The sequence below is a fragment of the Streptomyces africanus genome (assembly GCF_002150735.1).
Classification (GTDB): domain Bacteria; phylum Actinomycetota; class Actinomycetes; order Streptomycetales; family Streptomycetaceae; genus Streptomyces; species Streptomyces africanus.
The window spans coordinates 1-22,633 of record NZ_MUKA01000165.1; the positions used below are offsets into that span (position 1 = coordinate 1).

Here is a 22,633-nt window from a genome sequence, read left to right on the forward strand (position 1 = left end):
GCAGTCGTGCCGCTGGGGCGATGGGGGTCCCCCCGCTCGAGCGAAGCCGAGAGTGGGGGAGGGTGGGCGCGGACGGCACCCCGTCAGCGCCGGGTTGCGCGCCCCACCCGCATCCAGCCACCACACAGCCGCACCTGGAATCCGCCTGGCTGGGCCGAGCCGCCGGCTGCCTCCTGGGCAAACCAGTCGAGAAACTCCCCCTCGAAGCCATCCGCCAACTGGCCAAGTCCACCGGCAATTGGCCCCTCACCACCTACTTCACAGCCCGAGGCGTCCCGGAAGACCTCCTCCAGAAACACCCCTGGAACCGCCGCTCGGCATGCACCTCCCTCGCCGAGAACATCGACGGCATGCCCGAGGACGACGACCTCAACTACCCCCTCCTCAACCTCATCCTCCTGCAACGCCACGGCACGTCCTTCACCACCACGGACGTGGCCCGCACCTGGCTCGACGAACTCCCCGCCGGCCGCACCTTCACCGCCGAACGCATCGCCTACCGCAACCTCCTCACCGGCCTGGAACCCCCGCACACCGCCCGCCACCGCAACCCGTTCCGCGAATGGATCGGCGCCCTGATCCGCGCCGACATGCACGGCTGGACCAACCCCGGCGATCCGGCCACCGCCGCAGAACAGGCCCACCGCGACGCCACCCTCACCCACACCGCCAACGGCGTCTACGCGGCGATGTTCACGGCCGCCACCATCGCGCAGGCCGCGACGGGCGAACACGACGTCCACGCCTGCCTGCGCACCGGCCTCACCGTCGTCCCGCCCCGCTCCCGCCTCGCCCGAGCCGTCCACCACGCCATTGAACTCGCCGGGGAACACGACGACTTCGACACCGTCGTCGACCAACTGCACGCCACCCACGCCGCCACCCACCACTGGGTGCACGCCGTCCCCAACACCGCCCTCGTCGCCGCCGCCCTCACCCACGCCGACGGCGACTTCTCCGGCTCGATCTGCCGCGCCGTGAGCGGCGGCTGGGACACCGACTCGGGCGGCGCGACCGTCGGCAGCATCGCCGGACTGCTGGCAGGGGACCCCGCGGCGCTCCCCGACCGCTGGACGGCCCCGCTGAAGAACCGCTTGTCCACCTCCGTCGGCGACTTCAACGGCATCGGCTTCGACACCCTCGCCCATCTCACCCACCGGGAGACCCACCGCTCATGACCGCGCCCCTCTCCGGCCTCCGCGTCCTGGACCTCGCCACCCTCTTCGCCGGTCCGCTCGCCGCCACCCTGCTCGGCGACTTCGGCGCGGAGGTCGTCAAGATCGAGCACCCGGCGAAACCGGACCCGTCCCGCGGCCACGGCCCGTCGAAGGACGGCGTCGGCCTGTGGTGGAAGATGCTCGGCCGCAACAAGCGCACCATCACCCTCGACCTGTCCAAGCCCGGCGGCCGCACCACTCTCCTGCGCCTCGCCGCCACCACCGACGTGATCATCGAGAACTTCCGCCCCGGCACCCTGGAGAAGTGGGACCTGGGCTGGCCGGAGCTGTCGGCCGCCAACCCCGGCCTGGTCCTGGCCCGCGTCACCGGCTTCGGCCAGTTCGGCCCCTACGCCCACCGCCCCGGCTTCGGCACCCTCGCCGAGGCGATGAGCGGCTTCGCCGCGATCACCGGCGAACCGGACGCCCCGCCGACGCTCCCGCCGTTCGGCCTGGCCGACTCCATCGCCGGCCTGACGACGGCGTACGCGGTGATGACGGCGCTCGCCGCCCGGGACAGGACCGGCGAGGGCCAGGTCGTCGACATGGCCCTGATCGAGCCGATCCTGGCCGCCCTCGGCCCCCAGCCCCTCTGGTACGACCAGCTCGGCCACGTCCAGCCCCGCACCGGCAACCGCTCCCCCAACAACGCCCCGCGCGGCGTCTACCGCACCGCGGACGGCACCTGGGTCGCCGTCTCGACGTCGGCCCAGTCGGTCGCGGAGCGCGTGATGCACCTGGTGGGCCGCCCGGAACTGATCGACGAGCCGTGGTTCGCCACGGGCGCCGACCGCGCCCGCCACGCCGACGTCCTGGACGAGGCGGTCGGCTCCTGGATCGCCGCACGCACCCGCACGGACGTCCTGGCCGCCTTCGAGAAGGCCGAGGCGGCCGTGGCCCCGGTCCAGGACGTCCGGGACGTGATGGCGGACCCGCAGTACCAGGCCCTGAACACCATCACCACCGTCGACGACCCGGAGCTGGGCCCCCTGCGCATGCAGAACGTCCTCTTCCGGCTCTCCGCCACGCCCGGCGCGATCCGCTGGGCCGGCCGCCCCCACGGCGCGGACACGGACGAGGTCCTCACCGAACTGGGCCTGTCCCCGGCCGACCTCACGGCACTGCGCGCGGAGGGCGCGCTATGACGGCGTTCCCGCTCACCTGGCTCTACGCCCCGGGCGACCGCCCCCACGTGGTCGCCAAGGCCCTCACCTCCGGCGCCGACATCGTCGTCGTCGACCTGGAGGACGCCGTCGCCCCCGACCGGAAGGCGTACGCCCGTGCCGCCACCGCCGAGCTGCTCGCCGGGCTGCCGCCGGTCCCGGTCCACGTCCGCGTCAACGCCCTGGACAGCCCCTGGGCCGGGCCGGACCTCGCCGCCGTCGCCTCCGCTCCGGGCCTCTGCGCCCTGCGGCTCCCCAAGATCGGCTCCGCCGCCGAGGTCGTCCGGATCGCCCAGCACGCCGTCCCCGCCGGAATGCCCCTGTACGCCCTCCTGGAGACGGCCCTCGGCGTGGAACAGGCGTACGCCGTCGCCACGGCCCACCCGTCCCTGCGGGGCATCGCGCTCGGGGAGGCGGATCTCCGGGCCGACCTGGGCGGATGTGACGACGAGGGGCTCGACTGGTCCCGCTCCCGGGTGATCGTGGCCGCCCGGGCCGCGGGCCTGCCGCCGCCGGCCCAGTCGGTCCACCCGGACGTCCGCGACCTGGAAGGGCTGGCCGCCTCCTGCGCCCATGGCCGCGCTCTGGGCTTCCTGGGCCGGGCCGCGATCCACCCCCGCCAGCTCCCGGTCATCGAGCGGGCCTTCCTCCCCACCGAGGAGGAGATCGAGCAAGCGGAGACGATCGTCAAGGCGGCGACGGCGGAACAGGGCGCCCAGGCCCTCCCGGACGGCCGCTTCATCGACACGGCCGTGGTGACGGCGGCCCAGCGCACCCTGTCCCTGGCACGCCGCCGTTAGACGCACCGAGGGGGCCCGGACAGCTCCGGGCCCCCTCGATGTCGTGCGGCTGATCGTCAGGTTTTCTTCGCCGACCCGGCCTCGTCATTGGCCTCGTCGGCCTTGGCCTCGTCTTCCTTGTCCCCGTCTTCCTTGCCCTCACCGACGGATGTGTCGTCACCGTCGGCTTCACCGCCGGAGGCGCCGGGCTCCACCACGGCCTCACGGCCCGGCCGCTTCCTCGACGACAGCACGAGGTACGTGACCGCGAGCAGGAACACCAGGAACGCGGTCCAGACGTTCAGCCGGAGACCCAGGATGTGGTGGGCGTCGTCGACCCGCATGTACTCGATCCACGCCCGGCCCGTGCAGTACGCGGCGACGTAGAGCGCGAACGCCCGGCCGTGTCCCAGCCGGAAGCGGCGGTCGGCCCAGATCACCAGGACTGCGACGCCGATGCACCACAGCGACTCGTACAGGAACGTCGGGTGGTAGGTGCCCGGCACCCGGCCGTCCGCGGAGGACGTGATCTCCAGGGCCCACGGCAGGTCGGTGCGCTTGCCGTACAGCTCCTGGTTGAACCAGTTGCCCCAGCGGCCGATCGCCTGGGCGAGGGCGATGCCCGGCGCGACGGCGTCGGCGTACGCCGGCATCGGGATGCCACGGCGTCGGCAGCCGATCCAGGCACCCAGCCCGCCCAGCGCGATCGCGCCCCAGATGCCGAGGCCGCCCTCCCAGATCTTGAAGGCGTCCACCCAGTCACGGCCCTCGCTGAAGTACAGCTCGTAGTCCGTGATCACGTGGTAGAGCCGGCCGCCCACGAGGCCGAAGGGCACGGCCCAGACCGCGATGTCGGCCACCGTGCCGGCCCGCCCGCCCCGGGCGATCCAGCGCTTGTTGCCGAGCCAGACGGCAACGAAGACGCCGATGATGATGCAGAACGCGTAGCCGCGCAGCGGAATGGGGCCGAGGTACAGCACCCCGCGTGACGGGCTGGGAATGAAGGCAAGTTCCATGGCAAGGTCGACGCTACCGTGCCGGACCCGGGCCGCGGCAGGCAGCCCGGCTACGGGTCCATAACGGGCACGTGAGAAAAGCCTTCACCCCTTGTTCTTCTCCCGCACCATCTGCTTCAGCTTCGCCGGGGTCATCGTCCGGTCCTGGTAGATGTTCTTGCCGTCGAGCAGGACGGTCGGCGTGCCCGAGAAGCCGCCCTTGTTGAACGCCTGGTGGGACTTGGCGACCCAGGCGTTGTGCGTGCCGTCCTCGACGCACTTGCGGAAGGCGGGGGTGTCCAGACCGTCGACCTTGCCGGCCAGCTCGATCAGCTTGGCGTTCTTGGCGTAGGCGTCGTCGACCTCCGGGGGCTGGTTGTCGAAGAGCACGTCGTGGTACGCGGGGAACTTCCCGGCGTCCTGGGCGCAGGCCGCGGCGTTGGCCGCGTTGCCGGAGCCGGTGCCGCGCATGTTGCCGTCGATGAGGGTGACCAGGTGATACTCGGCCTTCAGCCGGCCGGCGTTCGTCAGCTCGTGGATCACTGGCCGGTACGTCGTCTCGAAGGATCTGCAGGCCGGGCAGCGGAAGTCCTCCCACACCGTGAGCGTGGACTTGGCGCTGTCCTTGCCGACCGGGATGGCCAGGCCGTCCTTGCCCTGGGCTCCCGAGGGCGCCACGACCGGGCCCGCTGCCTCGCTGTCGTCGTCCTTCCCGGCGTTGGCGGCGACGACGCCGATCACCGCCGCGAGTCCCAGGACGGCCACGACGGCACCGCCCACGATCAGCGCGCGCCTGCGCTTCTCCGAGGCCTTCTGCTTCTCGCGCTCCACCGCCAGCTTCTCCCGGGCGGTGCGCTTCCCCTCACGGTTCTTCTCGCTCACACCCCGGAAACGAACCGGGGAGGCGCACCGCGCCTCCCCGGCCCCAGGTCCACCCGTACGAGGGACCTGTATGACTACCCGGTTTCTTACGCCTGTCCGCGCACGCCCCGCGCCAGGCCGGCCGCCAGGCTGCGGACGGCTTCGACACCGGCCGCGTCGTCCGGCGCGTCCAGCATGGCCTTGACGAAGGCCGAGCCGACGATCACGCCGTCGGCGAAGCCGGCGACCTCGGCGGCCTGGGTGGCGTTGGAGACGCCGAGGCCGACGCAGACCGGCAGGTCCGTGCCGGTGGCCCGGGTGCGTGCCACCAGGTCCTCGGCCTGCGAGCTGACCGACGCGCGGGTGCCGGTGACGCCCATGAGGGAGGCGGCGTAGACGAAGCCGCTGCCCGCCGCGGTGATCTGCGCGAGCCGCTGGTCCTTGCTGCTGGGCGCGACGACGAAGACGGTGGCGAGGCCGTGCTTCTCCGCGTGCTCCCTCCACAGCGCCGACTCCTGGACGGGCAGGTCGGGCAGGATGCACCCGGCGCCGCCCGCCTCGGCGAGCTCGGCGGTGAACCGCTCGACGCCGTAGCGGTCGATGGGGTTCCAGTACGTCATGACGAGGACCGGCTTGCCGGTGGCCGCGTGGGCCTCGCGGACCGTGCGCATCACGTCGGCGATCTTCACGCCGCCGCGCAGGGCGATGTCGTCGGCGGTCTGGATGACGGGCCCGTCGAGGACGGGGTCGCTGTGCGGCAGACCGACCTCGACGACGTCGGCACCGCCGTCCAGGGCGGCCTTGATCGCCTCGATGCCGCCGTCCACGGTCGGGAACCCGGCCGGGAGATAGGCGATGAGCGCGGACCGCCCCTCGGACTTCGCCGCGGCGAGGGTGTCGCTCAACAGCTCGATGTTGCCGCTCACTTGGCGTCCCCCTCGATCTCGGCGGTGTCGGTGTCCGCGTCGGCGGCGACCTCGGCGTCGGTGTCGTACAGGCCGAAGTAGCGGGCGGCGGTGTCCATGTCCTTGTCGCCGCGGCCGGACAGGTTGACCACGATCAGCCCGTCCTTGCCCAGCTCCTTGCCGACCTCCAGGGCACCGGCCAGCGCGTGGGCGCTCTCGATGGCCGGGATGATGCCCTCGGTGCGGGACAGCAGGTGCAGGGCCTGCATGGCCGCGTCGTCCGTGACCGCGCGGTACTCACCGCGGCCGGAGTCCTTGAGGTAGGAGTGCTCGGGGCCGATGCCCGGGTAGTCCAGACCGGCCGAGATCGAGTACGGCTCGGTGATCTGGCCCTCGTCGTCCTGGAGGACGTAACTGCGGGAGCCGTGCAGGATGCCGGGTTCGCCGGCGGTCAGGGTCGCCGCGTGCTCGCCGGTGTCGACGCCGTGGCCGGCCGGCTCGCAGCCGATGAGGCGGACGGACTCGTCCGGGATGAAGGCGTGGAAGAGGCCGATGGCGTTGGAGCCGCCGCCGACGCAGGCGACGGCCGCGTCGGGGAGCCGGCCCGCGCGCTCCAGGAGCTGGCGGCGGGTCTCGACGCCGATGACGCGGTGGAAGTCGCGGACCATGGCCGGGAAGGGGTGGGGTCCGGCGACCGTGCCGAAGAGGTAATGCGTGTGGTCGACGTTGGCGACCCAGTCGCGGAACGCCTCGTTGATCGCGTCCTTCAGCGTGCGGCTGCCGGACTTCACGGCGATGACCTCGGCGCCGAGCATGCGCATGCGGGCGACGTTGAGGGCCTGGCGCTGGGTGTCGATCTCGCCCATGTAGATCGTGCACTCGAGGCCGAAGAGGGCACAGGCCGTGGCGGTGGCGACGCCGTGCTGGCCGGCGCCCGTCTCGGCGATGACCCGGGTCTTGCCCATGCGCTTGGTGAGCAGGGCCTGCCCGAGGACGTTGTTGATCTTGTGGGAGCCGGTGTGGTTGAGGTCCTCGCGCTTGAGGAAGACGCGGGCGCCTCCGGCGTGCTCGGCGAACCGGGGCACCTCCGTGAGCGCCGACGGGCGGCCGGTGTAGTTGACCAGGAGGTCGTCGAGTTCCTTGGCGAACTCGGGGTCGTGCTTGGCCTTGTCGTACTCGACGGCCACTTCGTCGACTGCCGCGACTAGGGCCTCGGGGATGAACTTGCCGCCGAATGTCCCGAAGTAGCCTTCGGTGTTGGGCGTTTGGCCCTCGGGGTCGGGGATGAAGAACTGGCTGGGCATGCGGAAACCTTCACGGTGAGTGTGTGTGGGATGCACTAATCGCCGTGGGGGCGGGGATTGTCAGTTGGCTGCGGGCCCGTTGGGGCTGGTCGCGCCCACGCGGCGGAGCCGCATATTCAGAACTGCCCCGCGCCCCTTACGGGGCGCTGTTGCCATCGCATGCCGTTCACCTGGCCCGGCTCGTCACCGATGACGTAGCGGACCCGGCGGCCGTGGACGCGGCGCGCGGGGGCTCGGCAGCCGCGGGGGCGGCAGCCGCGCGCGAGGCGGGCGTACCGGTCCACGGTCGTCATGGTGAGAGTCATCGGGGCCAAGCCTAGCGGGAGATCAGCCCCGGCCGTGCCGGAGTGCGGGATGTTCGCCCGCCGCCACCAGGTCGGAGACGGCCGTCTTGGGGTCCTTGCCGGTGACGAGGGACTCGCCCACCAGGACCGCGTCGGCGCCGGCGTTGGCGTAGGCGATGAGGTCGTGCGGGCCGCGGACGCCGGACTCGGCGATCTTGATGATGTGGTCGGGGATCTCCGGTGCCACGCGCTCGAAGGTGCCGCGGTCGACCTCGAGGGTCTTGAGGTTGCGCGCGTTGACGCCGATGACACGGGCGCCGGCGTCGACCGCGCGCTCGACCTCGTCCTCGTCGTGCACCTCGACGAGCGGCGTGAGCCCGATGGACTCGGCGCGCTCGATGAGGGACTCCAAGGCGGACTGGTCGAGGGCGGCGACGATCAGCAGGACGACGTCGGCGCCGTAGGCGCGGGCCTCCCACAGCTGGTACGACGTGACGATGAAGTCCTTGCGCAGGACCGGGATGTCCACGCGGGCGCGGACCGCTTCGAGGTCGGCGAGCGAGCCGCCGAAGCGCCGCTGTTCGGTGAGGACGGAGATGACGGCCGCGCCGCCCGCCTCGTAGTCCGCGGCGAGTCCGGCCGGGTCGGCGATCGCGGCCAGCGCGCCCTTGGAGGGGCTGGAGCGCTTGACCTCGCAGATGACCTTGACGCCGTCGCCGCGCAGTGCGGCCGCGCCGTCCTTGGCCGCGGGAGCCTTCGCCGCGCGCTCCTTGAGCTCGTCGAGGCTGACGCGCGCCTGCCGCTCCGCGAGGTCGGCACGGACTCCGTCGATGATCTCGTCGAGCACACTCACGCGAGCGGCCCCCTTCCAGACTCTTGACAGTTCCAGCGACCGATCGAAAACCGATGGTCACTGCGATGGTATCCGCAGCGGGGCGAAGGCCTCGCATCCGGTTGACGCCGGTCCCAGTACCTGGACATCCGCCGATTGATCAAGGATGGAGCCAGCCACCGAAGGGCAGGTTCCGGACAACGGAGAAGACCAGCAGCAACGCTCCGAGGCCCCACACCAGCCCCGGACGGGGGTCGAACCGCATCGGGCGCCCGCGCACCGCGTGGACCACCCATACGGTCCACAGCACGGCGAAGACCAGATAGCCGAGGACGGCGAGCGCGTTGGCGTGCAGTGCCGCCGGGAGGTCACCGTGGACGACGGCGTGCGCGCTGCGCAGTCCCCCGCAGCCGGGGCAGTACAGGCCGGTGTAGTGCAGCAGCGGGCAGGCGGGGTAGTGGCCGGGTTCGTTGGGGTCGACCGTGCCCACGTAGGCGAACGCGGCGGCGACGGCCGCGAGCACCCCGGCGGGGACGGCCAGGCGGCCCGGGACGCTGTGCGTCACCCTTCGGCTGTCGGCGTTCACGGTATGCATTGTGCCCCGCACACACCTGAGGAGCGGTCCCGGCACCCGAGTGCCGGCCGCCCCTCACGCGACAACGCGGTGTTCCGCCGGGGTCAGCCCTCGGCGCGCGCCGGCTCGCGGTCGCCGGTCATCTGGTGCGGCTGGTGCAGGTCCTTGGGCTGGCCGAGGCCCATCATCCGCATGATGCCGCCGGCGACACCGCCGAGGAGGATGACGACGATGCCCGCCCAGAAGCCCACGGGCTGGTCCATCACCATGAACGCGCCCGCGACGCAGAAACCGATGAAGGCGATGATGACACCGGTCCAGGCGGCCGGGGTGTGACCGTGGCTGCTGCCCGCCATTGCTTGCTCCTCGTTGCTGTGTGCGTGTCTGAGCAGGACGCTCAGGCCCATTGTCCCGCACGCACGCGTGGCCGGTGAGCGGGGGTGCTCCTGCGATATTCCCCGCTCCCCCGCGTGGCTCAGGCCCCCGTCGGGTCCTCGCCCCGGTCGAGTGCCTTCCACAGGTCCTCGGGACGGTCGGGATCGACGGCGGGGGCCTTGCGGCGCGGCTGGGGCGTGCCGCCGCGCTCGTAGCGGCCGGACATCGCGGGCCACAGCCGGCCGTAGCGCAGGGCGAGCAGCCCGGCCAGGAGGATCAGGACGCCGCCGACGGCCGCGACGTACGGCCAGGCGGTGTGGCTGAGGGTGTCCACGGAGGCGGAGGTGTCGCCGGAGGCCTGGGCGGCCTGCTCGTCGAGCGCGGCGCTGTCGGAGGCGCCGAGCAGGGCGGCGGCGACGATGCCCGCGCCGGAGAGCGCCAGCAGCCCGGCCACGACGAAGCGGCCGGCCCGGCGGACGGCGAAGACGGCGACGAGCGCGGCGAGGCCCACCACGGCGAGCGCCGCGGGTACGCCCGTGACGTCGCTGCCCTTGGCGGTCAGGGGGAAGGCGCCGCCGGCCACCGTCGCGGTGCCCTCCGCCCAGCGCTGCCGGGTGGCGAGCAGCGCCACGGCCGCGCCGAGCGCACCGCACAGCAGCGCGACGGCGAGGCTCCGGCGGCCGGCCCGGGCGGATCCGGCGGCTTCGGAACGGGGATGAGGTGCAGCAGTCACGTACCCCACTATCGCTTGAACCCCGGGCGAACCGTCACCCGGGGTTCATCTCAGGCCTTTCCCAGCCGGTTCGCCGTGTGCACGGCCCGCAGGACCGCCGCCGCCTTGTTGCGGCACTCCGTGTCCTCGGCGACCGGGTCGGAGTCGGCGACGATGCCCGCGCCGGCCTGGACGTAGGCCGTGCCGTCCCGGAGGAGGGCCGTGCGGATGGCGATGGCGGTGTCGGAGTCGCCCGCGAAGTCGAGGTAGCCGACGCAGCCGCCGTACAGGCCGCGCCGGGACGGTTCGAGTTCCTCGATGATCTGCAGGGCGCGGGGCTTCGGGGCGCCGGAGAGGGTGCCGGCCGGGAAGCAGGCGGTGAGGACGTCGAAGGCCGTGCGGCCCGGGGCGACGCGGCCCGTCACCGTCGAGACGATGTGCATCACGTGCGAGTACCGCTCGACGGACATGAAGTCGACGACCTCGACCGAGCCGGGCTCGCAGACCCGCCCCAGGTCGTTACGCCCCAGGTCGACGAGCATGAGGTGCTCGGCGCGCTCCTTGGGGTCGGCGAGCAGCTCGTCGGCGAGGGCCTGGTCCTCCTGCGGGGTGGCGCCGCGCCAGCGGGTGCCTGCGATGGGGTGGACCATGGCCCGGCCGTCCTCGACCTTGACCAGGGCCTCGGGGGACGAGCCGACGACGTCGAAGCCGTCGAAGCGGAACAGGTACATGTACGGGGACGGGTTGGTGGCCCGCAGGACCCGGTAGACGTCCAGCGCGCTCGCCGTGCACGGCGTCTCGAAGCGCTGGGAGGGGACCACCTGGAAGGCCTCGCCGGCCCGGATGCGCTCCTTGATGTCCTCGACGGCCTCCTGGAAGTCGGGGCCGCCCCACAGCGCCGTGTACTCGGGGAGCTCGGAGGGCGGGAGCGCGGCCGGGGGCTGGGCGACCGCGCGGGAGAGGTCGGTCTCCATGGCGTCGAGCCGGGCCATGGCGTCCGCGTGGGCCTCGTCGACGCCGGTGTCCAGGTCGTTGTGGTTGATCGCGTTGGCGATCAGCAGGACCGAGCCCTCCCAGTGGTCCATGACGGCCAGGTCGCTGGTGAGGAGCATGGTCAGCTCGGGCAGCTTCAGGTCGTCGCGCTCGCCGGGGCCGATCTTCTCCAGGCGGCGGACGATGTCGTAGCCGAGGTAGCCGACCATGCCGCCGGTGAAGGGGGGCATGCCGTCCTGGTGGGGCGTGTGCAGGGCCTCGATGGTGGCGCGCAGTGCGGCGAGGGGGTCGCCGCCTGTGGGGACGCCGACGGGCGGGGCGCCGAGCCAGTGGGCCTGCCCGTCGCGCTCGGTCAGCGTCGCCGCCGACCGCACGCCCACGAAGGAGTAACGGGACCACGAGCGGCCGTTCTCCGCGGACTCCAGCAGGAAGGTGCCCGGGCGCTCGGCGGCGAGCTTGCGGTAGAGCGCGACCGGGGTGTCGCCGTCGGCGAGGAGTTTGCGGGTGACGGGGATGACCCGCCGGTCGGTGGCGAGCTTGCGGAACGTCTCGAGGTCCATGGCCGCTGACCTTACTGATCCGAGGCGGGGGCGTCGGAGCCGCCGTCCTTGAGGAGCACGTCCTGGTCGAAGCAGGTGCGCGCGCCGGTGTGGCAGGCGGCGCCGACCTGGTCCACCTGTACGAGGACGGTGTCGGCGTCGCAGTCGAGGGCGACGGACTTCACCCACTGGAAGTGGCCGGAGGTGTCGCCCTTGACCCAGTACTCCCGGCGGCTGCGGGACCAGTACGTGCACCGGCCGGTGGTCAGGGTGCGGTGCAGCGCCTCGTCGTCCATCCAGCCGAGCATCAGCACCTCTCCGGTGTCGTACTGCTGGGCGATGGCGGGCAGGAGGCCGTCGGCGCTGCGCTTGAGGCGGGCGGCGATCGCCGGGTCGAGACGGCTGGGCCGGGGGGACGTGCTGGTCATGCCGACCATTGTGCCGCGCGCCACTGACAGGCCAGGTGGAGTGTCCACTGTGCGGACCTGATCGGCGGTCGTAGGCTGGGCCGCATGTCGACCCATGCCAAGCGTGAACGACTTCTCCTCGCCGATCTGTTGGAGACCGCGGGCCCGGACGCGCCCACCCTGTGCGAGGGCTGGACCACCCGGGACCTCGCGGCGCACGTGGTGGTGCGCGAGCGCCGCCCGGACGCCGCCGGCGGGATACTGATCAAGCAGCTCGCGCCGCGCCTGGACCGGGTGATGGCGGAGTACACCGACAAGCCGTACGAGGAGCTGATCCAGCTGATCCGTACGGGGCCGCCGCGGTTCTCGCCCTTCTCGCTCAAGCAGGTCGACGAGATGTCGAACATCATCGAGTTCTACGTCCACACGGAGGACGTCCGGCGCGCCCAGCCCGACTGGTCGCCGCGCGAGCTCGACACGGTCTTCCAGGACGCCCTGTGGTCCCGGCTGGAGCGCACCGCCCGGCTGATGGGGCGCAGCGTCCCGACGGGCCTGGTGCTGCGCCGCCCGGACGGCCAGACGGTCGTCGCCCAGCGGGGCGCGCCGGTGGTCACGGTGACGGGTGAGCCCTCGGAGCTGGTGCTGTTCTCCTACGGCCGGCAGAGCAAGGCCAAGGTCGAGCTGGACGGCGACGAGGACGCGATCGCGAAGCTGCACGAGAGCAAGCAGCTCGGGATCTGAAGCAGTCCGGGAGCTGAGGGGTGGGTCACCGCACCGGGTGGCCCGCCTCCCGCAGCGTCTGCTTGACCTCGCCGATGCGCAGGTCCCCGAAGTGGAACACCGACGCGGCCAGCACCGCGTCCGCGCCCGCCGCGATGGCCGGCGGGAAGTCCGCCAGCTTGCCCGCGCCGCCCGAGGCGATGACCGGTACGGTCACGTGTCCCCGGACGGCCTCGATCATCTCCAGGTCGTAGCCGTCCTTGGTGCCGTCCGCGTCCATGGAGTTGAGCAGGATCTCGCCGGCGCCCAGCTCCGCGGCCTGGTGCGCCCACTCGACGGCGTCGATGCCGGTGCCGCGACGGCCGCCGTGGGTGGTCACCTCGAAGGAGCCGGACTCGGTGCGGCGCGCGTCCACCGACAGGACCAGGACCTGGCGGCCGAAGCGTTCGGCGATCTCCCGGATCAGCTCCGGGCGGGCGATCGCGGCGGTGTTGACGCCGACCTTGTCCGCGCCGGCCCGCAGCAGCTTGTCCACGTCCTCTGCGGTGCGCACCCCGCCGCCGACCGTGAGCGGGATGAACACCTGCTCGGCCGTGCGGCGCACCACGTCGTACGTCGTCTCGCGGTTGCCCGACGAGGCGGTGATGTCCAGGAACGTCAGCTCGTCGGCGCCCTCGGCGTCGTACACCTTGGCCATCTCGACGGGGTCGCCCGCGTCGCGCAGGTTCTGGAAGTTGACGCCCTTGACGACCCGGCCGTTGTCCACGTCCAGGCAGGGGATGACTCGGACCGCCAGGGTCATGAATCCACCGTTCCTCTGAATGCCTCTAGTTCCACCGACACCAGGACGCGCGGGTCGACGAAGCCGTCCACCACGAGGAAGGACGCGACCGGGCGCACGGAGTCGAACAGCTCCTTGTGGGCCCGGCCCACCTCGTCGAGGTCGCGCGTGTGTGCCAGATACATCCGCGTCCGGACCACGGACTCGATACCGAGCCCGAACTCGCCGATCGCTTCGAGGGCGCTGGTGAAGGCCGCCTTGGCCTGCTCGTACGGGTCGCCCTCCCCGTACAGCACATCACCCTTGAAGGGTGTCGTGCCCGCCACCAGCACCCGATCGCCCGCCGCCACGGCGCGCGCGAAACCGAAATTCTCTTCCCAGGGACTTCCGCTCTGCACGCGCCGTACGGCATCGCTCATGACGACACAGTCTCCAATGCCTCTTCCAGGGTGAACGCCTTCGCGTACAGCGCCTTCCCTACGATCGCCCCCTCGACACCGAGCGGGACCAGCTCGGCGATGGCCCGGAGGTCGTCGAGCGACGAGACACCGCCGGAGGCCACGACCGGGCGGTCGGTGGCGGCGCAGACGTTCTTCAGCAGCTCCAGGTTCGGGCCCTGGAGCGTGCCGTCCTTCGCGATGTCCGTGACGACGTACCGCGCGCAGCCCTCCTTGTTCAGGCGCTCCAGCGTCTCGTAGAGGTCGCCGCCGTCGCGGGTCCAGCCGCGGCCGCGCAGGGTGGTGCCGCGGACGTCGAGACCGACCGCGATCTTGTCGCCGTGCTCGGCGATGACCTTGGCGACCCACTCGGGGGCCTCCAGGGCGGCCGTGCCGAGGTTCACGCGGGTGCAGCCGGTGGCCAGGGCGGCGGCGAGGGTGTCGTCGTCGCGGATGCCGCCGGACAGTTCCACCTTGATGTCCATCGCCCGGGCGACCTCGGCGATCAGCGCGCGGTTGTTCCCGGTGCCGAAAGCGGCGTCCAGGTCGACCAGGTGCAGCCACTCGGCGCCGGAGCGCTGCCAGGCGAGGGCGGCCTCCAGGGGCGAGCCGTAGGAGGTCTCCGTACCGGACTCGCCGTGCACCAGGCGGACCGCCTGGCCGTCGCGGACGTCGACGGCGGGGAGGAGTTCGAGCTTGCTCACAGTGTTCCGATCCAGTTGGTGAGGAGCTGGGCTCCGGCGTCGCCGGACTTCTCGGGGTGGAACTGCGTGGCCCACAGGGCGCCGTTCTCGACGGCCGCGACGAACGGCTTGCCGTGCGTGGACCAGGTGACCTTGGGGGCCTCCATCGCGGGGTTGTGGGTCTGGAGCGACCAGTCGTGGACGGCGTAGGAGTGCACGAAGTAGAAGCGGGCGTCCGCGTCCAGGCCGGCGAACAGGTGCGAGCCGGGCGCCGCCTCGACGGTGTTCCAGCCCATGTGGGGCACGATCTCGGCCTGGAGCGGTTCGACCGAGCCGGGCCATTCGTCGAGGCCCTCGGTCTCCACGCCGTGCTCGATGCCGCGCGCGAAGAGGATCTGCATGCCGACGCAGATGCCCATGACGGGCCGGCCTCCGGCCAGCCGGCGGTCGACGATCCAGTCGCCTCGCGCCTCGCGCAGGCCCTTCATGCAGGAGGCGAAGGCGCCGACGCCCGGCACGAGCAGGCCGTCGGCGTTCAGGGCCTTGTCGTAGTCACGCGTGATCTCGACGTCGGCTCCCGCGCGCGCGAGGGCCCGCTCGGCGGAGCGGACGTTGCCGAAGCCGTAGTCGAAGACGACCACTTTTTTCTGAGGGGCGCTCAATTCCACACCTCCAGCCTCACGACACCGGCCGCCAGGCACATCGCGGCGCCGATGGAGAGCAGCACGATCAGGCCCTTGGGCATCTTCTGCTTGACGAAGGAGTAGATGCCGCCGACGAGGAACAGGCCGACGACGATCAGCAGGGTCGAGATGCCGTTCACAGGGCGCCCTTCGTGGAGGGGAGGATGCCGGCCGCGCGCGGGTCGCGCTCGGAGGCGTACCGCAGGGCCCGGGCCAGCGCCTTGAACTGGCACTCCACGATGTGGTGGGCGTTGCGCCCGTAGGGCACGTGCACGTGCAGCGCGATCTGGGCCTGGGCGACGAAGGACTCCAGGATGTGCCGGGTCATCGTGGTGTCGTACTCGCCGATCATCGGCGCCATCTTCTCGGGCTCGGTGTGCACGAGGTAGGGGCGGCCGGACAGGTCGACGGTGACCTGGGCGAGGGACTCGTCCAGCGGGACCGTGCAGTTGCCGAAGCGGTAGATGCCGACCTTGTCGCCGAGGGCCTGCTTGAAGGCGGCGCCGAGGGCGAGGGCGGTGTCCTCGATGGTGTGGTGCGAGTCGATGTGCAGATCGCCCTCGGTCTTCACGGTCAGGTCGAACAGACCGTGCCGGCCGAGCTGGTCGAGCATGTGGTCGTAGAAGCCGACGCCGGTGGAGATCTCCGTCTTGCCGGTGCCGTCGAGGTCGATCTCGACGAGGACCGAGGTTTCCTTGGTCGTCCGCTCCACGCGTCCTGTGCGGCTCATGAACTCTGCTCCTTCTTCAGTGCACGTACCGCGTCGAGGAACGCGTCGTTCTCTTCGGGGGTGCCGGCCGACACCCGCAGCCACCCGGGGATGCCGTTGTCCCGGACCAGGACGCCCCGGTCGAGGATCTTCTGCCAGGCCGTGTGCGCGTCCTCGAACCGGCCGAACTGCACGAAGTTGGCATCGGACTCGACGACGTCGTAGCCGGTGGCGCGCAGTTCGGTGACCAGGCGGTCCCGCTCGGCCTTGAGCTGCTCGACGTAGCCCAGCAGCGTGCCGGTGTGTTCCAGGGCGGCCAGGGCGGTCGCCTGGGTGACGGCCGACAGGTGGTAGGGCAGCCGGACGAGCTGGACGGCGTCGACGACGGCCGGGTGCGCGGCGAGGTAGCCCAGGCGCAGGCCGGCGGCGCCGAACGCCTTCGACATCGTGCGCGAGACGACGAGGTTCGGGCGTCCGTCGAGCAGCGGCAGGAGCGAGTCGCCGTGGCTGAACTCGATGTACGCCTCGTCGACCACGACCATCGACGGCTTCGCCGCCTGCGCGGCCTGGTAGAGCGCGAGGACCGTCTCGGGCGGGACCGCGTTGCCCGTGGGGTTGTTGGGGGTGGTGATGAAGACGACGTCGGGCCGGTGCTCGGCGATCGCCTTCTCGGCGGCGGCGAGGTCGATCGTGAAGTCGTCGTTGCGGGGACCGGAGATCCATCCGGTGCCGGTGCCGCGCGCGATCAGCCCGTGCATCGAGTACGACGGTTCGAAGCCGATCGCGGTGCGGCCGGGCCCGCCGAAGGTCTGCAGCAGCTGCTGGATGACCTCGTTGGAGCCGTTGGCCGCCCAGACGTTGGCGAGGCCGACCGCGTGGCCGCAGGTGTCGGTCAGGTACTCGGCGAGCTTGGTGCGCAGCTCGACCGCGTCCCGGTCGGGGTAGCGGTTGAGGTTGCGGGCCGCCTCCCGGACCCGCTCGGCGATGCGCTCGACCAGCGGCTCGGGCAGCGGGTAGGGGTTCTCGTTGGTGTTCAGCCGAACGGGGACGTCCAGCTGGGGCGCGCCGTAGGGGGACTTGCCGCGCAGCTCGTCCCGTACGGGGAGATCGTCGATGCCTGTCACTTGCCCTGTGGAACCTTCCAGTCGAACCTCGCCTTGACCGCCGCGCCGTGCGCGGGCAGGTCCTCCGCCTCCGCCAGCGTGACCACGTGGTGCGCGACCTCGGCCAGCGCGTCCTGCGTGTAGTCGACGATGTGGATGCCGCGCAGGAAGGACTGGACGGACAGGCCCGAGGAGTGGCAGGCGCAGCCGCCGGTGGGCAGGACGTGGTTGGAGCCGGCCGCGTAGTCGCCGAGGGAGACCGGGGCCCAGGGGCCGATGAAGATCGCGCCGGCGTTCCTGACGCGGTCGGCCACGGCGGCGGCGTCGGCCGTCTGGATCTCGAGGTGCTCGGCGCCGTACGCGTCGACCACCCTCAGGCCCTCGTCGATGCCGTCGACCAGGACGATCGCGGACTGCTTGCCGGACAGCGCCGGGACGATCCGGTCGTCGACGTGCTTGGTGGCCGCGACCTGCGGCTCCAGCTCCTTCTCCACCGCGTCCGCGAGCTCGGCGGAGTCGGTGACCAGGACGGCGGCGGCCAGCGGGTCGTGCTCGGCCTGGCTGATCAGGTCGGAGGCGACGTGCACCGGGTCGGCCGTGTCGTCGGCGAGGACCGCGATCTCGGTCGGGCCGGCCTCGGCGTCGATGCCGATCTTGCCGGTGAAGTAGCGCTTGGCAGCGGCGACCCAGATGTTGCCGGGGCCGGTGACCATGGTGGCGGGCGGGCAGGACTCGGTGCCGTAGGCGAACATCGCGACGGCCGTGGCACCGCCGGCCGCGTAGACCTCGTCGACGCCGAGCAGCGCGCAGGCGGCGAGGATCGTCGGGTGCGGCAGCCCGTTGAACTCGGACTGGGCCGGGGAGGCGAGCGCGATGGACTCGACGCCGGCCTCCTGCGCGGGCACGACGTTCATGATCACGGAGGACGGATACACCGACCGACCGCCGGGCGCGTACAGCCCGACCCGGTCGACCGGAACCCACTTCTCGGTCACGGAGCCGCCGGGCACGACCTGGGTCGTGTGCGTCTCGCGGCGCTGCGCGCGGTGGACGGTCCGGGCGCGCCGGATGGACTCCTCCAGGGCCGCGCGCACGGCCGGGTCGAGCTCCTCCAGCGCGCGGGTGAGCGCTGCGGCCGGAACCCGTACCTGGTCGAGCCTGACCCCGTCGAACCGCTCGGCTGCGTCGATCAGCGCCGCGTCGCCCCGATGATGCACGTCCTCGCAGATCGGACGCACCTTCTCCAGGGCGGCCTGAACGTCGAACTCGGCTCGGGGCAGCAGGTCACGCAGGGCGGGGCCCTCGGGGAGGGCGTCGCCGCGCAGATCGATTCGGGAGATCACGTGCTCAATTCTCTCAGACCCGAATCACGCGCCGTCCGCTCGTATCAATGCTTGATACAGACCACCGCCGGAAGCCGGAAGATCCCCTTCACGTTTCGCGTTCGGAGCGTCACTCAGCGGGCATGAACAGCTGTACGAAGCACCTGACCCGCGAGTATCCGGGGAGGAAGGAAGAGACGTGACCGAGGGGGCCGGCGTGCGTGCCGGGGATGTGCCCGACGACCTGACGGCGGCCGAGGCCGGAATGTGGCAGGCGTTCCGCAACGGCAGCGAGTACGACCTGAGCAGCGGCGACCCGGTGGTGGACGATCCGCACGGCGGCCACCCCTGGGGCGAGGAGCGGACCGTGCGGGCCCGGATCGTCTGCTGGCTGCTCCTGGACGGCCCGCCCGCCCTGGCCGGCCGGGTGTCGTCGCTGAAGCTGGCCGGCGTGCGGATCAGCGGCTCGCTGGACCTCGCGGGCGGCACGGTGGTGCCGTACGTCGAGATGCGCCAGTGCCGCTTCGAGCAGGACGTGCTGCTGCCGGAGGCCCGCTTCACGACCGTGCGGATGGTGGACTGCTCGGTGCCCCGGCTGGAGGCGGCCCGGGTGCAGACGGAGGGCGATCTGCATCTGCCGCGCTGCCGGTTCCACCGCGGCATCCGGCTCACGGACGCGCAGATCGGCACGGACCTGATGCTCAACCAGGCGATCGCGCACCGGGACCGCAGCGGCAGGTCGATCGCCGCGGACGGCCTGACCGTCGGCCAGGACTTACAGGCGGAGCTGCTGGAGTCGCACGGCGAGCTGAGCCTGCGCGCCGCCACCATCGGCGTCTCCCTGAGCCTGCGCGGCGCCCGCCTGGCCAACCCGTACGAGCGGCTCGCCTTCAACGCCCCGCAGCTGACCGTCGAGCGCAGCCTGTATCTGACCCCGGCGGGTGTCGGCGCCCAGGCGATGAGCGGCATGACCCCGGCGCGCGGGACGCGGATCCAGCGGTTCTCGTGCGAGGGCGGGATCCGGCTGGACGACGGGCGGTTCGGTGACGCGGTCGACTTCGAGCAGGCCAGATTCACCTTCACCGAGGACCAGGAGCTGTCGCTGCGCCGGGTGCAGACGCCGGAGCTGCGGTTCCTCGGCGAACATCCCGCGCGCGGGCGTGTCGTGCTGTCGGGGGCGAAGATCGTCAACCTGATGGACCGGGCGGACGCCTGGCCCGGCCCGGGGCGGCTGCACATGGGCGGCTTCGCCTACGAGAACCTCGTGCCGCGCGGGCCGTTCCCGCTGGCCGAGCGGCTGGACTGGGTGGCGGCGGCGACCGCCGAGTACAACCCGGAGCCGTACGAGCGGCTCGCGGCCGTGCTGCGGGCCGGCGGGGAGGACGAGGACGCCCGCGAGGTGCTGCTCGCCAAGCAGCGCCGGCACCGGGAGAGCCTGCCGCCGGCCGCCAAGCTGTGGGGCTACGCGCAGGACTGGACGGTCGCCTACGGGTACCGGCCGGGCCGGGCCGCGGTGTGGATGGCGGTGCTGTGGGCGGCGGGCTCCCTCGCCTTCGCGCAGGCCGGGCATCCGCCGCTGAAGCAGGGCGAGCATCCGGAGTGGAACCCCACGCTGTTCACGCTCGATCTGCTGCTGCCGGTGATCGACCTGGGCCAGGTGGGCTTCTGGCAGTTGCGCGGCGGCTGGCAGTGGCTGGCGACGGCGATGATCCTGCTGGGCTGGATCCTGGCGACGACGGTGGCGGCGGGGGCGACGCGGCTGCTGCGGCGCAACTGATAATGCTGGTGTGACCAGTGTTGTTGAAGTGTCACACTTTTACGTTCTCTTGACCCTGGGGCGTACAACTTTCCGCGAGTTCACCGAACGATCTGGCGCCGTCATGACCAGCGGACTTTCAATGGTCGGCACCATGGCCATGCAGCTGCCGTTCATCCGCCCGGGCCGGATGACAAGGACCGCACCCCACCCCGTCAGCAGGCCGCGCGCCGACGACGAGGTGCTGCTCGACGCGCCCGACGCCCGGCTCAGTCCGGCGCTGGTCGCGGCTGCCCGCGGCGACCACGGACCGGCCTCCGGTCTGCTCCGCGCCACCCGGGCGGCGGCCGAGTGGGAGCGCCGGGACCGGTACGTGACCCGGCTGGCCGCCTTCGCCCGCTCGCGCCCCGACTGGCTGGACGCCTGGCTCGCCACGGCCCCGCACGACCCGGACGCGCTGCTGCTCGGGGCCCAGCTGGCGGTGGACCGCGCCTGGCAGTCACCGGCCCGGGCCGAGGCGCTGCGCGAGATCAGCCCGCTGATCACGGCCGCCGCCCGGGCCGACCACGCCGACCCGGTGCCCTGGCGGCTCGCGCTGGACCACGCGCGGGGCGCCCGGGCCGGGCACAGCTACTTCGAGCAACTGTGGGCGGCTGCCGTCCGCCGCGCCCCGCACCACTACGGCTGCCACGAGTCGGCCCTGCGCTATCTGGCCGCGTCCTGGCACGGTTCGCACCAGGAGTGCTTCGACTTCGCCGACCGGGCCGCACAGGACGCGCCCGCCGACGCGCTCGTCCAGGCGCTCCCGCTGCGGGCGGCCTTCGGCTACCTCACCGACGGCTGCGGACCCGAGCTGCCGCGCGAACGGCTGGACGCCGCCGCCGACCGGGCGATCGCGCTGTCCCCGCGACTGCCGGCGGCCGACCCCTGGCCGGCCCGGATGCGGAACCTGCTCGTCTTCGTCCTGGTGCACCTGGAGCGCCGGCAGGACGCCTGGGAACAACTGCGCCTGAACGGCCCGTACGCCACCTCGTTCCCCTGGGACCAGGTGTCGGACGACCCGCTCGGCCACTTCCTGCGGATACGCGACGACGTGCTGTCCGGAGCAGCCGGCCGGCCGGCCGGGCATCCACGGAGTGAACGGGGCGGACGAGTCAGCTCCGGCGACCATTAGGCTTTTGCGTCGTGACCACCGTCCGGCTCCCCCTCTTCCCCCTGAACTCGGTGCTGTTCCCGGGGCTCGTGCTCCCGCTCAACGTCTTCGAGGAGCGGTATCGCGCCATGATGCGCGAACTGCTGAAGACGCCGGAGGACGAGCCGCGCCGGTTCGCCGTCGTGGCGATCCGCGACGGCCACGAGGTGGCCCCGAGCGCGCCCGGCATGCCCGATCCCACGTCCCTGCCCGAGCGGGGGCCCGCCGCCGGCTTCGGCACGGACCCGGCCAAGGCGTTCCACAAGGTGGGCTGCATCGCGGACGCGGCGACGATCCGGGAGCGGACCGACGGCTCCTTCGAGGTGCTGGCGACCGGCACGACCCGGGTGCGGCTGCTGTCGGTGGAGGCGTCGGGTCCGTTCCTGACGGCCGAGTTGGAGACGCTGTCGGAGGAACCCGGTGACGAGGCGGCGCCGTTGGCCGAGGGGGTGCTGCGGTCCTTCCGCCAGTACCAGAAGCGGCTGGCGGGCGCACGGGAACGGTCCCTGACGACCGGCGCCGACCTGCCCGACGAGCCGGGCGTGGTGTCGTACCTGGTGGCCGCGGCGATGATGCTGGACACCCCCACCAAACAGCGCCTGCTCCAGGCACCCGACACGGCTTCCCGCCTGCGTGACGAGCTGAAACTCCTTCGCTCCGAGACGGCCATCATCCGTAATCTGCCGTCGTTGCCGGCGTCGGACCTGACGCGCGGCCCGACGAGTCTCAACTGAAGCGGACGCCAATGGCGAAGAAGTCGAAGAAGCAGCAGCAGCCGGGCGGCACCCCCGCGACGGTCGCCCTCACGGCGGCGGGCGTGGAGTTCACGGTCCACGCCTACGACCACGACCCCGCCCACCCCTCGTACGGCGAGGAGGCGGCCGAGGCGATGGGCGTCTCCCCGGACCGCGTCTTCAAGACCCTGGTGGCCGACATCGACGGCGCGCTGACGGTCGCGGTGGTCCCGGTGGCGGGCCAACTGGACCTGAAGGCCCTGGCAGCGGCGGTGGGCGGCAAACGCGCGACGATGGCCGACCCGACCCTGGCGGAACGCACGACGGGCTACGTCAGAGGCGGTATCTCACCCCTGGGCCAGCGCAAGAAGCTCCCGACGGTGCTGGACGCGTCGGCATCCGCGCACCCGACCATCTGCGTCTCGGCGGGCAGGAGGGGCCTGGAGGTGGAACTGTCCCCGGAGGACTTGGCGAAGCTGACGGAGGCGGTACTGGCCCCGATCGGACGCCCTTAGCCGCTTAGCTGCGGGCAGTCGTGCCTCCCCCAGTGCCTAAAGGGCCTGGGAGGTGCCC

General features: G+C 72.0%; 27 protein-coding genes. 8 read left to right on the forward strand and 19 right to left on the reverse strand.

Going from position 1 to position 22,633, the window contains the following annotated elements; translation table 11 throughout:
• The 3 genes from CCL05_RS20450 to CCL05_RS20460 form a co-directional block, all read left to right on the forward strand.
• A partial coding sequence (locus CCL05_RS20450) for an ADP-ribosylglycohydrolase family protein (protein WP_107400489.1) occupies positions 1–1,178 on the forward strand: 1,178 nt, incomplete at its 5' end.
• A complete protein-coding gene (locus tag CCL05_RS20455; RefSeq protein ID WP_086561935.1) occupies positions 1,175–2,362 on the forward strand; it encodes a CaiB/BaiF CoA transferase family protein in 1,188 nt (395 codons plus the stop codon). The genes CCL05_RS20450 and CCL05_RS20455, both read left to right, overlap by 4 nt.
• On the forward strand, positions 2,359–3,180 hold the full coding sequence (locus CCL05_RS20460; protein WP_086561936.1) for an HpcH/HpaI aldolase/citrate lyase family protein: 822 nt from the start codon (positions 2,359–2,361) through the stop codon (positions 3,178–3,180). The genes CCL05_RS20455 and CCL05_RS20460 overlap by 4 nt, the downstream gene beginning before the upstream one ends.
• A gap of 56 nt (positions 3,181–3,236) precedes the next feature.
• Here CCL05_RS20460 and lgt read toward each other — a convergent pair whose 3' ends face one another.
• The 11 genes from lgt to hisI form a co-directional block, all read right to left on the reverse strand.
• Positions 3,237–4,175: a prolipoprotein diacylglyceryl transferase gene (gene lgt, locus CCL05_RS20465; RefSeq protein ID WP_086561937.1), complete on the reverse strand. Its 939-nt coding sequence runs from the start codon at positions 4,173–4,175 to the stop codon at positions 3,237–3,239.
• Positions 4,176–4,259: 84 nt separating this feature from the next.
• Complete coding sequence (locus CCL05_RS20470) at positions 4,260–5,036, reverse strand: DsbA family protein (RefSeq protein WP_086561938.1); 777 nt, start codon at positions 5,034–5,036, stop codon at positions 4,260–4,262.
• A gap of 86 nt (positions 5,037–5,122) precedes the next feature.
• Positions 5,123–5,941: a tryptophan synthase subunit alpha gene (gene trpA / locus CCL05_RS20475; protein WP_086561939.1), complete on the reverse strand. Its 819-nt coding sequence runs from the start codon at positions 5,939–5,941 to the stop codon at positions 5,123–5,125.
• Positions 5,938–7,224 carry a tryptophan synthase subunit beta gene (gene trpB / locus CCL05_RS20480; protein WP_086561940.1) on the reverse strand — a complete coding sequence of 429 codons (1,287 nt, stop codon included), beginning with the start codon at positions 7,222–7,224 and terminating at the stop codon, positions 5,938–5,940. Before trpB ends, trpA begins: the two co-directional genes overlap by 4 nt.
• Positions 7,225–7,340: 116 nt before the next feature.
• The gene (trpM, locus tag CCL05_RS20485; protein WP_086561941.1) at positions 7,341–7,529 is read right to left on the reverse strand and encodes a tryptophan biosynthesis modulator TrpM; all 189 of its coding nucleotides are present in this window, start codon (positions 7,527–7,529) and stop codon (positions 7,341–7,343) included.
• Positions 7,530–7,551: 22 nt separating this feature from the next.
• Positions 7,552–8,361, reverse strand: a complete 810-nt coding sequence (gene trpC / locus CCL05_RS20490) for an indole-3-glycerol phosphate synthase TrpC (protein ID WP_086561942.1) — start codon at positions 8,359–8,361, stop codon at positions 7,552–7,554.
• A 139-nt stretch (positions 8,362–8,500) separates the two neighbouring features.
• Positions 8,501–8,935, reverse strand: a complete 435-nt coding sequence (locus tag CCL05_RS20495) for a DUF2752 domain-containing protein (protein ID WP_086561943.1) — start codon at positions 8,933–8,935, stop codon at positions 8,501–8,503.
• An 83-nt stretch (positions 8,936–9,018) separates the two neighbouring features.
• Positions 9,019–9,270: an HGxxPAAW family protein gene (locus tag CCL05_RS20500; RefSeq protein ID WP_086561944.1), complete on the reverse strand. Its 252-nt coding sequence runs from the start codon at positions 9,268–9,270 to the stop codon at positions 9,019–9,021.
• Positions 9,271–9,389: 119 nt separating this feature from the next.
• Entirely contained in the window at positions 9,390–10,031 is a 642-nt protein-coding gene (locus CCL05_RS20505) for a TIGR02234 family membrane protein (RefSeq protein ID WP_086561945.1), read from the reverse strand.
• A gap of 41 nt (positions 10,032–10,072) precedes the next feature.
• Entirely contained in the window at positions 10,073–11,554 is a 1,482-nt protein-coding gene (locus CCL05_RS20510; RefSeq protein WP_086561946.1) for an anthranilate synthase component I, read from the reverse strand.
• 11 nt (positions 11,555–11,565) lie between these two features.
• The gene (gene hisI, locus CCL05_RS20515; RefSeq protein ID WP_086561971.1) at positions 11,566–11,961 is read right to left on the reverse strand and encodes a phosphoribosyl-AMP cyclohydrolase; all 396 of its coding nucleotides are present in this window, start codon (positions 11,959–11,961) and stop codon (positions 11,566–11,568) included.
• A gap of 84 nt (positions 11,962–12,045) precedes the next feature.
• Here hisI and CCL05_RS20520 point away from each other — a divergent pair, with 84 nt between their 5' ends.
• On the forward strand, positions 12,046–12,681 hold the full coding sequence (locus CCL05_RS20520) for a TIGR03085 family metal-binding protein (protein WP_086561947.1): 636 nt from the start codon (positions 12,046–12,048) through the stop codon (positions 12,679–12,681).
• Between the two features lie 25 nt (positions 12,682–12,706).
• Here CCL05_RS20520 and hisF read toward each other — a convergent pair whose 3' ends face one another.
• From hisF to hisD, 8 genes are read right to left on the reverse strand one after another with little or no spacing between them, the layout of a single operon-like run.
• The gene (gene hisF, locus CCL05_RS20525) at positions 12,707–13,462 is read right to left on the reverse strand and encodes an imidazole glycerol phosphate synthase subunit HisF (RefSeq protein WP_086561948.1); all 756 of its coding nucleotides are present in this window, start codon (positions 13,460–13,462) and stop codon (positions 12,707–12,709) included.
• Entirely contained in the window at positions 13,459–13,860 is a 402-nt protein-coding gene (locus tag CCL05_RS20530) for a RidA family protein (RefSeq protein ID WP_086561949.1), read from the reverse strand. Before CCL05_RS20530 ends, hisF begins: the two co-directional genes overlap by 4 nt.
• Positions 13,857–14,582, reverse strand: a complete 726-nt coding sequence (priA, locus tag CCL05_RS20535) for a bifunctional 1-(5-phosphoribosyl)-5-((5-phosphoribosylamino)methylideneamino)imidazole-4-carboxamide isomerase/phosphoribosylanthranilate isomerase PriA (protein WP_086561950.1) — start codon at positions 14,580–14,582, stop codon at positions 13,857–13,859. Before priA ends, CCL05_RS20530 begins: the two co-directional genes overlap by 4 nt.
• Positions 14,579–15,223, reverse strand: a complete 645-nt coding sequence (hisH, locus tag CCL05_RS20540; RefSeq protein WP_425275931.1) for an imidazole glycerol phosphate synthase subunit HisH — start codon at positions 15,221–15,223, stop codon at positions 14,579–14,581. Before hisH ends, priA begins: the two co-directional genes overlap by 4 nt.
• Complete coding sequence (locus CCL05_RS45255) at positions 15,220–15,384, reverse strand: hypothetical protein (RefSeq protein ID WP_010039417.1); 165 nt, start codon at positions 15,382–15,384, stop codon at positions 15,220–15,222. The genes hisH and CCL05_RS45255 overlap by 4 nt, the downstream gene beginning before the upstream one ends.
• Positions 15,381–15,974, reverse strand: coding sequence for an imidazoleglycerol-phosphate dehydratase HisB (gene hisB / locus CCL05_RS20545; RefSeq protein WP_003989586.1), 594 nt, complete (start codon positions 15,972–15,974; stop codon positions 15,381–15,383). The genes CCL05_RS45255 and hisB overlap by 4 nt, the downstream gene beginning before the upstream one ends.
• A complete protein-coding gene (locus CCL05_RS20550) occupies positions 15,971–17,077 on the reverse strand; it encodes a histidinol-phosphate transaminase (protein ID WP_086561952.1) in 1,107 nt (368 codons plus the stop codon). Before CCL05_RS20550 ends, hisB begins: the two co-directional genes overlap by 4 nt.
• Positions 17,074–18,399, reverse strand: a complete 1,326-nt coding sequence (gene hisD / locus CCL05_RS20555) for a histidinol dehydrogenase (protein ID WP_086561953.1) — start codon at positions 18,397–18,399, stop codon at positions 17,074–17,076. The genes CCL05_RS20550 and hisD overlap by 4 nt, the downstream gene beginning before the upstream one ends.
• 178 nt (positions 18,400–18,577) lie before the next feature.
• On the opposite strand from hisD, the gene CCL05_RS20560 reads away from it, so the two are divergent.
• The 4 genes from CCL05_RS20560 (at position 18,578) to ybaK (ending at position 22,575) form a co-directional block, all read left to right on the forward strand.
• Entirely contained in the window at positions 18,578–20,155 is a 1,578-nt protein-coding gene (locus CCL05_RS20560) for an oxidoreductase (RefSeq protein ID WP_086561954.1), read from the forward strand.
• A gap of 121 nt (positions 20,156–20,276) precedes the next feature.
• Positions 20,277–21,308: a hypothetical protein gene (locus tag CCL05_RS20565; RefSeq protein WP_208641577.1), complete on the forward strand. Its 1,032-nt coding sequence runs from the start codon at positions 20,277–20,279 to the stop codon at positions 21,306–21,308.
• 11 nt (positions 21,309–21,319) lie between these two features.
• Complete coding sequence (locus CCL05_RS20570) at positions 21,320–22,060, forward strand: LON peptidase substrate-binding domain-containing protein (protein ID WP_086561955.1); 741 nt, start codon at positions 21,320–21,322, stop codon at positions 22,058–22,060.
• Positions 22,061–22,071: 11 nt separating this feature from the next.
• Complete coding sequence (ybaK, locus tag CCL05_RS20575) at positions 22,072–22,575, forward strand: Cys-tRNA(Pro) deacylase (RefSeq protein WP_086561956.1); 504 nt, start codon at positions 22,072–22,074, stop codon at positions 22,573–22,575.
• Positions 22,576–22,633: the final 58 nt, after the last annotated feature.